Genomic DNA, 12225 nt, shown 5'->3' on the forward strand with positions numbered 1-12225 from the left:
TCATGTCTTTGTTTTGGACACTTTTGATCACTTGCGCTCGAAAGTCTGCTGAATAGGTCATGTATTCTTCTGCCGTGTCGCTTATTTTAAAAGTATTGTATCTTATTTATAAAAGACTGACTATATCTACGAAGAAGATATTGCAAATTATGAACTTCATATTTTTCTTGAAAACAAAAAGCTAAATGGCTTAGAGTTAGATGTGAAATCTCGTAAATTTAGTGCTTTTTTACGGCATCAATACAGTAAAAACATTTCATGTGCTGAGTCTGTAATTACAGCTCATTTTGAAAATGACTAAGGCAACTTTTAAATGGGAAAAATATTCGATTAGGTTTCCCTTCACTTTACATCATAATCAAATATTCCATGCCGCTTAAAGATGCGTTATACACAAATCCTTTTTCTAAAATTGAAGTCTCATATTTTTAATAAAGAATTTAAAGTGCCTACTATCCATTAGAGGACTATTTAAAGCTTTTTAAAGAGTGATAATATAACAATAACAACTATTAAGGAAAAACCTATGACAACCTCAAAAGTAACCTACCAAGGCGACTTGCGCACTACTGCCATTCACTTGCAGTCAAACAATGAAATTATCACTGATGCGCCTGTCGATAATCATGGTAAAGGCGAAGCATTTTCACCGACTGATTTATTGGCGACGAGCTTAGCCAGTTGTATGTTGACCATTATTGGTATTAAAGCTCGTGATATGGAAATTGATATTGCAGGTACTACGGCTGAAGTGACAAAAGTAATGTCTGCTGATCCAAGACGGGTAAGTGAAGTACATGTTGCGATTACTTTTAATCAAAAGCTAGATGATAAAACACAAAAAATATTTTATAACACTGCGCTGACTTGTCCGGTTGCTAAAAGCATCCATCCTGATATCATTCAAAAGGTAACTATTAATTCTAAGAACTATTAATCCTAAGAGTTGTTGATTCCAAAAACTACTAATTCCAAAAGTTAATAGCCTCTGTAAAGGTGATTAATATGGCTAGCAAAACCTTACTTATTGTCGCGCATGCGCCATCGCCTAATACCAAAAAAATGGCTCATGCGGCGTATGATGGCGCTAGTCATCCTGATTTAGATATCAATGTCATATTAAAGTTACCACAAGATACCCAGCCCGAAGATGTATTAGCGGCAGATGCAGTATTATTAGGAACGACTGAGAACTTGGCTTATATGGCAGGGCTGACCAAAGACTTCTTTGATCGCTGTTATTATCCGGTGTTAGAGAAGAAGCAGGGCATGCCATTTGCGGTATATATTCGCGCAGGGCATGATGGGACAGGTACTAAGCTTGCTATCAGAACCATTACCACGGGATTACGCTGGTCATGGATTCAAGAGGCGCTGATTTTACAAGGCGATTGGCAAGAAAATTTTACTGAGCAAGTCGAAGAGTTAGCGATGACAATGGCAGCTGGGGTAGAAGCGGGTATTTATTAGTTTTTTCGACGCTTTGCTTGTCGCCATTATTAATATCAAAGCTACAGTAATGAAGATATATAAGGATAAAGGATATTAGCAGTGTTGAATGATGATTTAGATAATAGCCAATCGATTGCTCCTACTGGAATAGCATTTTCTCAAGCGTGTGAAAATAATAAGCAGCCGATTCTAGAAGTTTTACAGCAAGAGTTGCAATGTTCTATTCATGTGTTAGAGGTTGGGTCAGGTACGGGGCAGCATAGTGTCTATTTTGCGCCACGTTTGACGCATTTACACTGGCAAACCAGTGACGTATCAGCGCATCATGCCACCATCAATGCTTGGCGTGCTGCTTATCCTGCCCCTAATTTATATGCACCGCTCCCTTTTGATGTATCGTGTAACTCAGTGCCAGTCAATGAGGTTGCCGATGCGCCTTATGATGCAGTATTTACCGCCAATAGCTTGCATATTATGTCGTGGACTTTAGTGGCTAAATTATTCCAATTGGTCGGTGATATGCTACCTTTAAATGGTAAATTCATCGTTTATGGACCCTTTAACGAAAATGGCAGTTATAGCAGCGCAAGCAATCGTCAGTTTGACCATAGCTTGCGCCAGCGCGATGCTAACAGTGGCATCCGTCATTTAGAAGACGTTATAGATTTGGCAAATACACATCATTTAACGTTAAGTAAGCGTTATGAGATGCCATCTAACAATCAAATATTGGTATTCAAAAAACTCTATTAACGTAAAAAGCTGAGTTGATCCACTGTTATAACACCATGAATCAACTCAGCTTTATATAAGTTTGAATCCGTAAAGACCAACCTATTTATAAATACTAACCCGTATTGCGTAGCCCTGCTGCCAAAGCATTGATGCTACGAATTAATGCATCTTCGACAGCCAGTCTCTCGTTATTTTCCAATTTATCATCACTAGCGTTATCAGGCTGGCGCATACGCTTGAGTAGCTCAATCTGGATATAGTTGATGGGGTCTAAATAGGCGTTACGCCATTCTAATGACTGAGCCAATTCTTGTTGGTTTGAGAGTAAAGACGCTTGTTCTAGCAAGGAGTTGAGACCTGCGTGCGTCAGTTCATGCTCATCAATCACTGCCTGCATGACTTGCTCACGTAAGCTTTCGTCTTTACACAGTTGACTGTATGCACGGGCGATATTCATCTCGGATTTTGTAAAAGCCATTTCAATATTACTGATAAAGACATTGAAAAATGGCCAGTTTTTATTCATCTCCTTCATTAACGCTTCGTCTTTTTTGACGCTATCTAAAGCACTGCCCACGCCATACCAAGCGGGAAGGGTAAAGCGTGCCAATGACCAGCCAAATACCCACGGTATCGCCCGAATCGTCGATTTGCTCGGCAGTCCTTTTTTACGGTGAGCAGGACGCGAGCCAATATTGAGCAATGAAATCTCTTGTACTGGCGTGGCCTCAGAATAAAACTGATAGAAGCCCTCTGTATTATCCGTCAGCTCTCGATATTGCTGTTCGCCTGCATCTGCCAAGTCAGCAAACAACGCTTCATAGCTATCTAGCTGTTTGGGTTGTTCGACAAATCGTGACGAGCTGGCTTTTAGCGCCCCCGTGATTCCCATGGTTAATTCAAACACGGCAGTATCTGGATTGGCATACTTGGCGTAAAGTACTTCGCCTTGTTCGGTGAACTTGATCTGTCCATGTAAAGTGCCAGCAGGCTGAGCAGCGATGGCTTGATGGGTTGAGCCACCACCACGACTGACGGAACCACCACGACCATGGAACAGGCGGGTGGTGATACCATATTGATTGGCGATATCGGTGATGGTTTGCTGGGCACTATATAACTGCCAAGCGGAAGTAATAATGCCGCCGTCTTTAGAGGAGTCTGAGTAGCCAAGCATAATCTCTTGAATGTTTCCTGAGTGCTCAAGTAACTCCCGATATAGCGGATTGTCCAACACCATTGGCATAATCTTATCGATATTTTTTAAATCTTCGATAGTTTCAAACAGTGGCGCAACTGGTAGGGCAGAAAATAAATGCCCGTTCTTATCAATACCCGATAAGCCTGCAAAACGCATCAGTAGCAGTACCTCTAATAGCTGACTGGCGTTGTTGGTCATCGAAATTACATAGCTACCAAAAGTATCGTCGCCAACCAGTTTACGCAGTTTAGCGACAGAATTCATCAGAGCAAGCTGTTCGTGTGTTTGCGCGCTTAAGTTGTCGGTATAAATCAGCGGTGCACCTGGCTTTTCTAGCAAACGGGTTAGCCATTGTTGGCGCTCTGTTTCGCTGAGGGTGCGATAGTCGGGTAGATTCGAGGCGCTAGCAAAAATATCTGCAATGACTTCGCCGTGATATCCTGAATCTTGGCGAATATCTAGCGAGGCTAAATGGAATCCACAGGTTTTGACTAGGCGAATAGTATCAAGTAGTAAGCCTTCGCCATGCGCTTTGTCATGAGTATTAACGCTTTTGCGAATAAGGCGTAAATCATCTAACAAGGCTGTCGGTGTTGAGTAAGCCTCTTGTGCAGCCTCTTTATCTGTGCCTTGGCTTTGGATATGCTGGTTGGTCGCTTTTATTTTAGCCAGAATAATGGACAGCAATCTTCGGTACGGTTCATTATTGTAATCATCAGGATTGTAGCAAAAGACTTTTTGATCGAGTGTGCTGTAGTCTTTGATACGAGTATAAATCTCTGGCGCGATATCGACGATAGTATCGCTATGAATCAGCTCACGACGCAATTTTCTGACCAATACTTGGTAATGGCGTAGCACGGTATTAGCATGCATCAATACCGCCATTTCAGTGGTTTCATGGGTAACGAATGGATTGCCATCTCTATCGCCGCCAATCCAAGAGCCAAAACTGACAAAGGCGGGTAAAGGGTAGTCGATTAACTCAGGATAGATATCGACGATAGCGTCTTTTATATTACGATATACTTTGGGAATGGCAGTGAATAAGCTGGCATCAAAATAGTGTAAGCCGTTGTTTATTTCATCATAAACCAAAGGTTTTCGGCTGCGAACTTCGTCTGATGACCACAGCAAGTCAATGGTTTCTGCTGTTTTTTGCTTGGCTTGCATAAAGGCTAGACTGCCTTCGGGATAGTCGCTCATGGCATCGGTATGCTCATAGAGGGTCTGCAAGATATTCATGGTGGTGCGTCTACGGGCTTCGGTAGGATGAGCCGTAAAAACAGGAATAAATTTAAGGTGATCAATAAGCTCTTTGATTTGCGCAGGTTCGATTTGCCGCTCACGGCATTCTAACAAGGTGCGGCGAAAGGATCCTTCCCAGCTTTGATTGGACTGGGCACGCATAGTACGGCGTTGCTCACGCAGATAGTTTTCTTCCGTTAAATTGGCGAGGAAAAAGTAAATAGAGAATGCGCGAATGACGTTTTTTAAGGTTTGATTGTCTAATGAGGCAATAAGATCGATCAGCTGCTGTTTGTGTGCTGGATTATGCTCGCGGCGCTCCTGAATAAAGCCTTTGCGCAATGTTTCGATAGTACGTAGGGTATCCTCCCCAGATTGGCGAGAAATGGCCTCACCTAAAAATGCGCCTAACAATCTAACACGCGCACGCAATACGTCGTTCTTCAATAACATAATTGGCTTCCTTGGCTTTTAATCGACTCATTTATCAATGAGATAGGCTGGTTAATAATTAAGGGTCGCTGTTCTTATAGGATATAAATTAAAGTTATTTATATTCATTTGCTAAAAAATCCAAATAGCGTTTCCAAGAGCGCTCATCTGCACGTGCATCATATCTATCACTGCCGAACACGCTAAAGGCATGTGGTGCACCACTGTATGTCACCATCTCATGCGGTACGTTGGCGGCTTCTAGCGTCTTACCCAAAGTGGCGAAGCTCTCTAGAGAGACAGATTCATCAGCAGAGCCATGGAATACTAAGATTTCTCCAGTTGTCTTGTCATAACTTTGACCCGTTGGAATATCAAAGGCACCATGGAAGGGTACAAATGCTTTTTGCTCAAATCCTGAGCGCGCCAGCTCCAGAGCAACGGTACCGCCAAAACAATATCCCATGGTAGTGCCTTTACGCACATCATTACCTTGTAGTCGTCCAGCATTCAACGCACCTTGAAGTATGCGGCGCATTTTATTGCGATCATCGTATAACTCCCCAGTTAAGCGTTTGTTTTCTTCAATAGAAGTAGGACGAACGCCTTGCCCGAACATGTCTGCCGCCAATACGTTGTAGCCCTCAGTGGCTAACATGTCAGCACGTTTGCGCTCATAGTCTGTCAATCCATCCCAATCATGAATGAGTAGGATAAAAGGCGCATTAGCTTTGTCGGCTTTGGCGTAATAGCCTTCGTATGCTTGATCATCCACGGTATAGGTAATATTTTTGGTCGTAATAGCGGCAGCTGTTTGGCTAAAAGTGAGTGCCATTAGTCCGATTGACGCACCCATTAGCAATGAGTGATAAGGTTTTTTGGACGTAGTCTTTAAAGTTGATAACATGGTAGGTCGCCTTATAATTGTATAAAAAAGATAAATAGTTGGCTAAAACCATGCCCATTTTATTTATCAACTGTTTTAATGCTTCCTAAGAGCATACCTTAAAAAATCACCACATGACAAGAATCTATCGTCAACGTTAAAGCTCTATTTAAATACGCTGAAATTACGGCTTTATCACGGCTGCAAACTTTAACCAAATATCAACAAGGAGTGCCATGAATTAGTCATATTTTTTGGCTAATATTAAAGACAGCTCTATACAAAGGTTCTAAAGAAATAGAGCCTACTTTTAATTACTAGCTAGGATGCATAATGAAAAATAATATTGATCATACTGACCCCGCTAAAGATATGAATACGGAACGTGGCAATGGCGGTGAGACTCACCAGCGCGCAGGGGATGACGCTAAAGTGCTAACGACCCAACAAGGTGTCGTCATCTCTGATAATCAAAACTCTCTAAAAGCAGGCGCACGTGGGCCAACCTTATTAGAGGACTTTGTATTACGAGAAAAAATTCATCATTTTGACCATGAGCGTATTCCTGAGCGTATCGTTCATGCGCGTGGTAGTGCTGCTCACGGTTATTTTGAGCTGACAGAATCATTAGAAGAATATACCACGGCGAAAATTTTGACCGAGACGGATAAGCAGACGCCTTTATTTACCCGTTTTTCTACGGTTGCTGGTAACAAAGGCTCAAAAGATACGCCACGTGATGTGCGTGGTTTTGCTGTGAAGATTTATACCGAAGAAGGCAATTGGGACATCGTTGGTAACAACATGCCAATTTTCTTTATTCAAGATGCGATGAAGTTTCCAGATTTGATTCATGCGGTCAAACCAGAGCCTGATCGTGGATTTCCGCAAGCCGCTTCGGCGCACGATACTTTTTGGGACTTTGTGTCATTAAGTCCTGAGACCATGCATAATTTAATTTGGCTGATGAGTGATCGTGCACTACCACGCAGTTTACGTATGATGGAAGGCTTTGGTATTCACAGCTATCGCTTAATCAACAAAGAAGGCAAGAGCACCTTTGTCCGTTTCCATTGGAAACCTATACTCGGTGTACAGTCAACCACGTGGGATGAGGCGGTAAAAATCTCAGGCGCTGACCCTGATTATCATCGTCGTGATTTGTTTGAAGCCATTAATAATGGCGACTATCCTGAATGGGAGTTTGGCGTACAGTTATTTACTGAAGAAGAAGCTGATAAATTCCCGTTTGATCATTTAGATGCCACTAAATTGATTCCAGAAGAGATGGTGCCCGTTAAAATCATTGGTAAAATGGTGCTAAACCTTTATCCGGATAATTTCTTTGCAGAAACCGAGCAAGTGGCGTTCTGCCCATCGCATCTGCCACCGGGCATTGATTTCAGTAACGATCCATTATTACAAGGTCGTTTGTTCAGTTATCTAGACACGCAGTTATCACGTTTAGGTTCGCCTAACTTTGCCCAAATTCCAATCAATGCGCCGAAATGTCCGTTTGCCAATAATCAGCAAGATGGTCATATGCAGATGCAAGTACCTAAGACTCGTGTGCTCTATGAACCGCAAAGCTTAGATCTGACTAGACCGCGCGAAAGTGCCAAACGTGGCTTTGAATCATTCCATGAGCAGTTGGATGATGGTGTGAAAGGTCGCGTGCGCGCAGAGAGCTTTGCCGATCATTATAGTCAACCGCGGATGTTCTATCGTAGCCAGACGCCAGCTGAGCAAGCGCACATTGCTTCTGCCTATGCCTTTGAGCTAGGTAAAGTAGATACGGCGCATGTACGTACGCGTATGCTGAGCCATCTGCCGCATATCGATGAAGACTTGGCAAATCGTGTGGCAACAGCGCTAGGTATGGAACTGCCAGAGCCTGCTGATGCCGCTGCTCCTGTACAGGATATGGCGACATCGAAAGCAGTACAAACCATTGGTCTAACGCCGAAAAGTTTACAAGGGCGTTTGATTGGTATCTTGGTCGCTGAAGGCTCAAAGCATAGTGAAATCAAAAAGTTCGAAGAGGCGGCAAAAATGCAGGGTGCTAGCGTGAAAATCGTTGCGCCCAATAAAGAAGTTGTCTTAGATGACGACACTCGCATACAAGCAGATGAGCGTCTCGCTGGCGGTCCATCAGTGATGTTTGATGCGGTCGTTAGTATCATTATGCCAGACCAAGCTAAAAAGTTAGCAAAAGACAGCTCAGCACTAGATTGGTTCAATGATGCGTATGGTCATTGCAAAGCCATCGCTTATTGCGGGGCGACCGATGAGTTCATCTTAAGTAAGCTACCTATCGAAAAAGATGCCTTTGTCACGCCACTGGCTGAATTGGATACTTTTATTGAGAATGCCAAATCTCGTCTGTGGGAACGTGAGCCAAAGGTTCGTGATTTGGCATAAGGTAGTATTAAGTTTAAACTTCTGATACTTTTAGAATTTTACCGATTTAACGAAAACTCAGCCTTAGCGCTGGGTTCTTTTATTGTAAGTTTTATAAGAAAGCAATTTATAGCCACAAGCGTTCACTCAAAGTCATTACAAGTTAAATGGCGGGCGTTATACTAAATTCTATTAAGGCGCGTTAAAAGCGCCTCCTATAGTAGGGATACTATAACAGTGAGCAATCATGTAGCAGGGAATGCAAATGAGTTTATGTGAAATTGTACGTTTAGAAGGATATATCCAAAGTACTTATCTTGCGGTATATCCAGATAAAATTATGCTGCTAGATGGGGCGTGTCGCCCTGATGTGCCGATGGTATTAGACTATATTAAGACAATGTTGCAACGACCAATAACGGATCTAAAAGTCGTCGTGGTCACTCATATGCATCCTGATCATGCAGGTGGCGCTCATCAATTCAGAAAAGAGACGGGCTGTATCATTGTTTCAGCAGAAAAAAAGCGTCAATGGTATAGCGGTATCGGTGGGCATGCCATGCATTTTGTGGATATAAACCTTGCGCATTATGTGGCGAGACGTCAAGGTCGCTCCCTTAAGAACCTGTGTTATCCTGCCCATCTTACGCCTGATATTATCGTTAAAGATGGGGATAGTGTGCCGAAATTTGATGAATGGCAAGTACTGGAAACACCCGGACATACAGATCGTGACTTGTCTCTATTTCATGTACCAAGTCGGCAAGTCTATACGGCCGATCTCATTATCAAACTGCGTCATAAGTTTGTGGCGCCTTTTCCTATTTATGATCCTAAAGTCTATATTCAGTCACTACAAAGAATAAAGGCGTTAAAACCTTCTATGGTTATGATGGCACATGGGCGTGAGCTAGCAATCGACGCAGAAACGTTTGATATGCTGATTACGCAAGCACCTAAGCATCCACGGACGATCAAAGACACGATTAAGCATAAGCTACTGTGGCGAAAAGACACTGACTTCACTATTTTTAAACGAAACCGTAAAAAATAAAGTGAAATTTTAAGCAAAAAAAAGCCCAGTCATTATTAATATAATGACTGGGCTTTCTAAATATGGTGGGCCGACCGCGACTCGAACGCGGGACCAATTGATTAAAAGTCAACTGCTCTACCAACTGAGCTATCGGCCCTGAAGAGTGTATAAAAAAGCATGGCTTTTTTTAACTCTGCAAGTGAATTTACAACTTCGTAAATTCGGTGAAGTTTTCTAAAGGAAAGCTTCTTAAACTTTGTTACTTATTATGCCAATACCTGATAGGGCAATGTACATAACAAGCATAATACTAAATATGGTGGGCCGACCGCGACTCGAACGCGGGACCAATTGATTAAAAGTCAACTGCTCTACCAACTGAGCTATCGGCCCTGAGCGAAGATAAAATGAAATATTACTTCATCTGAGTACAAGAGAGTTTACATTTTCGTAAATTCTAAAAACTCTATACCTTTACTAGGTTTATATCTACTACAAGATAAGTTTCCTTGAAGGCAAACTTATTAAAACTAGACATCTAAAAAATGTCTTTAAACTTAATTTTTAATATTAGGTAAATCAACATTAAAAGAGGCATTAAGTTTGTTTCAACGTTTAAAGAATTTCTATCCCTAAACGTGAGAGCACATTATATACACTATCAGGACAATTACAACCCCGTAATATAAAAAAAGTGCAATTAATGCGAAAAAATGCGTTTTTTTATATAATTTGGCTTATTGGTGGCTGTTTCATGGCAGTAAATGCCTATTTAAAACGTCAGTCGCGACGTTTTAGTCCCTAGACAGTGCTTCAACAGGATCTAATTTAGCAGCATTACGCGCTGGCAAGAATCCAAATACGACACCAATCAGTGTTGAACATATAAATGCAGCAATAATAGAGGTTGGTGAGTAGATAACTTGGAAGCTATCACCGCCCACTCGGTTAATCAGCTCGCCAATGGCAAATGCCAATCCAATACCTAGCAGACCACCTAAAATACAAACCAGTATGGCTTCAATGAGAAACTGTTGCATAATATCATTTTGGCGGGCACCTACTGCCATGCGTACGCCTATCTCATTAGTACGTTCGGTCACTGATACCAACATAATATTCATCACTCCGATGCCACCAACAATCAAAGAGATAATGGCAATTGAGGATATCAGTAGGGTCAATGCACCAGTCGTCGATTCGATAGTCTCACGGATAGAATCTGAGTTTCGTATACGAAAATCGTCAGTGCCGTGTCGGCTTGTCATTAGACTGGAAATAGCGGCTTCAGCGGCAGCAGACGATATATTATTATCGATAAGTGCAACAAAGCTTTCGATATAGGTGCTGCCTATGAGACGTGACATCATAGTGGTATAAGGCATGTAAAACGTTGGTGTATCCGTATTTCTACTAAAGCCACTACTGTTAGGCTCAAGTACACCGATGACACGTCCAGGAACACTGCCAATCAGTACTACTTCACCGATAGGGTTGGGATTGTCAGGGAAGAAAGTTTGCAGGGCGTTATCATCGATAATGATGTCTTGAGTACGGAGTGAGATGCTTTGTTCATCGAAGCCTTGACCTTGAGCGAGTTTCTCTCCACTCACATCCAGATAATCTTCACCGACGCCGCTGATACTGGCAGCTTCTTGTATATTGCGATAGCGCACATTCATATTGCTATCAAGCTGTGGACTGACACTAATGACGTAGGGCTGGTCGGCGACTGCTTGCGCGTCATCAGGTGTTAAGTTGTCATCGCCAAAACTTCGCCTTGGGTCGCCGTAAGGGTAGCCGTCAATAACGGTGATGGTGTTGGTACCCAGTGAGCTAATATTTGATAAAATTTGTTCTTGAGAGCCTTTGCCAAGCCCGACCACTGAGACCACTGAGGCGATACCAATGATAATGCCAAGCATGGTCAATAATGTGCGCATCTTATGAGCACGCATCGCCAGTAGTGACATTTTGAATGCTTCAAACAAGCGATCAATAAAGCCACTAAAAGCCCCTTTACGATTATTGTCTAAAATCGGCTCAGGTTGGATATGGGTTGGATGATAGTGTTCGGTCTTGTAATCAGCGATAATATGGCCATCTTTGAGTTCAATGACACGTTCGGCCTGCGCTGCGAGCTTAGGGTCATGAGTGACCATGATAATAGTATGACCTTTGGCTTTTAGATCATACAAAATTTGCATCACATCTTCACCAGACTTGCTGTCTAGCGCGCCAGTTGGCTCATCGGCCAAGATGATATCACCGCCATTCATTAGCGCACGAGCGATAGAAACGCGCTGCTGCTGACCACCTGAGAGCTGGTTTGGTCGATTGGTGGTTTTATCTCCTAATCCTAGATCCGACAGGAGCTTTATGGCTCGCTCGCTGCGTGTGTGTCCATCCATACCTGCATAAACCGCTGGAACAGCGACATTGTCTCGTGCATTGATATCACCTAATAAATGATATCGCTGAAAAATAAAGCCAAAATGCTCGCGGCGTAGTTCAGCCAGCTCATCAGCATCAAGCTGACTGACCGATTTCCCAAATATTTGGTAATCGCCCGCGCTTGCTTTATCTAAGCAGCCCAAAATATTCATTAAAGTGGACTTGCCTGAACCAGACTGACCGATGATGGCAACCATTTCGCCTTGATTGATGGTTAAATCAATATCGTGTAGCACACGAATGGTTTGCTCACCAGCATTGAACTCTTTAATCAGCCCTTTGACTTGCATCAAAGGGGCATCTGCTGCCGTATTTACAATGGGGTTTTTAGTATCCATTTATGTGGTTGCCTATATCAGTCAATATCAGAAGCGTTTTTTG

At 42.6% G+C, this 12225-nt stretch carries 8 protein-coding genes and 2 tRNA genes; 5 read left to right on the forward strand and 5 right to left on the reverse strand.

Features of this window, described 5'->3' with window-relative positions; all coding sequences use genetic code 11:
• Positions 1–526: 526 nt before the first annotated feature.
• From JMW94_RS08480 to JMW94_RS08490, 3 genes are all read left to right on the forward strand, one after another.
• Positions 527–937, forward strand: coding sequence for an OsmC family protein (locus JMW94_RS08480; protein ID WP_201603941.1), 411 nt, complete (start codon positions 527–529; stop codon positions 935–937).
• Positions 938–1005: 68 nt separating this feature from the next.
• A complete protein-coding gene (locus JMW94_RS08485) occupies positions 1006–1470 on the forward strand; it encodes a flavodoxin family protein (RefSeq protein ID WP_201603943.1) in 465 nt (154 codons plus the stop codon).
• Positions 1471–1551: 81 nt separating this feature from the next.
• Positions 1552–2205: a DUF938 domain-containing protein gene (locus JMW94_RS08490; RefSeq protein WP_201603945.1), complete on the forward strand. Its 654-nt coding sequence runs from the start codon at positions 1552–1554 to the stop codon at positions 2203–2205.
• A 94-nt stretch (positions 2206–2299) separates the two neighbouring features.
• Here the strand turns inward: JMW94_RS08490 and ppc are convergent, their stop codons facing one another.
• Complete coding sequence (gene ppc / locus JMW94_RS08495; protein ID WP_201603947.1) at positions 2300–5089, reverse strand: phosphoenolpyruvate carboxylase; 2790 nt, start codon at positions 5087–5089, stop codon at positions 2300–2302.
• A 94-nt stretch (positions 5090–5183) separates the two neighbouring features.
• Positions 5184–5975, reverse strand: coding sequence for a dienelactone hydrolase family protein (locus JMW94_RS08500; RefSeq protein ID WP_201603949.1), 792 nt, complete (start codon positions 5973–5975; stop codon positions 5184–5186).
• A gap of 312 nt (positions 5976–6287) precedes the next feature.
• Between JMW94_RS08500 and JMW94_RS08505 the strand changes: the two genes are divergently transcribed.
• Together JMW94_RS08505 and JMW94_RS08510 are read left to right on the forward strand one after the other, a co-directional pair.
• Positions 6288–8375: a catalase gene (locus JMW94_RS08505; RefSeq protein ID WP_201603951.1), complete on the forward strand. Its 2088-nt coding sequence runs from the start codon at positions 6288–6290 to the stop codon at positions 8373–8375.
• 244 nt (positions 8376–8619) lie between these two features.
• A complete protein-coding gene (locus JMW94_RS08510; protein WP_201603953.1) occupies positions 8620–9408 on the forward strand; it encodes an MBL fold metallo-hydrolase in 789 nt (262 codons plus the stop codon).
• Between the two features lie 63 nt (positions 9409–9471).
• Here the strand turns inward: JMW94_RS08510 and JMW94_RS08515 are convergent.
• The 3 genes from JMW94_RS08515 to JMW94_RS08525 form a co-directional block, all read right to left on the reverse strand.
• Positions 9472–9547 (reverse strand) — tRNA-Lys (locus tag JMW94_RS08515).
• 160 nt (positions 9548–9707) lie between these two features.
• Positions 9708–9783: transfer RNA gene (locus JMW94_RS08520), tRNA-Lys, on the reverse strand.
• A 401-nt stretch (positions 9784–10184) separates the two neighbouring features.
• Positions 10185–12182, reverse strand: a complete 1998-nt coding sequence (locus tag JMW94_RS08525) for a MacB family efflux pump subunit (RefSeq protein ID WP_201603956.1) — start codon at positions 12180–12182, stop codon at positions 10185–10187.
• Between the last annotated feature and the right edge of the window lie 43 nt (positions 12183–12225).

This window comes from Psychrobacter immobilis (genome assembly GCF_904846185.1).
Lineage (GTDB): Bacteria > Pseudomonadota > Gammaproteobacteria > Pseudomonadales > Moraxellaceae > Psychrobacter > Psychrobacter immobilis_B.

Excerpts from the sequence above, each read along its gene's own strand:
- ppc (WP_201603947.1), bottom strand. The coding sequence starts at position 5,089 with ATGTTATTGAAGAACGACGTATTGCGTGCGCGTGTTAGATTGTTAGGC.
- JMW94_RS08485 (WP_201603943.1), top strand. The coding sequence starts at position 1,006 with ATGGCTAGCAAAACCTTACTTATTGTCGCGCATGCGCCATCGCCTAAT.
- JMW94_RS08505 (WP_201603951.1), top strand. The coding sequence starts at position 6,288 with ATGAAAAATAATATTGATCATACTGACCCCGCTAAAGATATGAATACG.
- JMW94_RS08510 (WP_201603953.1), top strand. The coding sequence starts at position 8,620 with ATGAGTTTATGTGAAATTGTACGTTTAGAAGGATATATCCAAAGTACT.
- JMW94_RS08525 (WP_201603956.1), bottom strand. The coding sequence starts at position 12,182 with ATGGATACTAAAAACCCCATTGTAAATACGGCAGCAGATGCCCCTTTG.
- JMW94_RS08500 (WP_201603949.1), bottom strand. The coding sequence starts at position 5,975 with ATGTTATCAACTTTAAAGACTACGTCCAAAAAACCTTATCACTCATTG.
- JMW94_RS08480 (WP_201603941.1), top strand. The coding sequence starts at position 527 with ATGACAACCTCAAAAGTAACCTACCAAGGCGACTTGCGCACTACTGCC.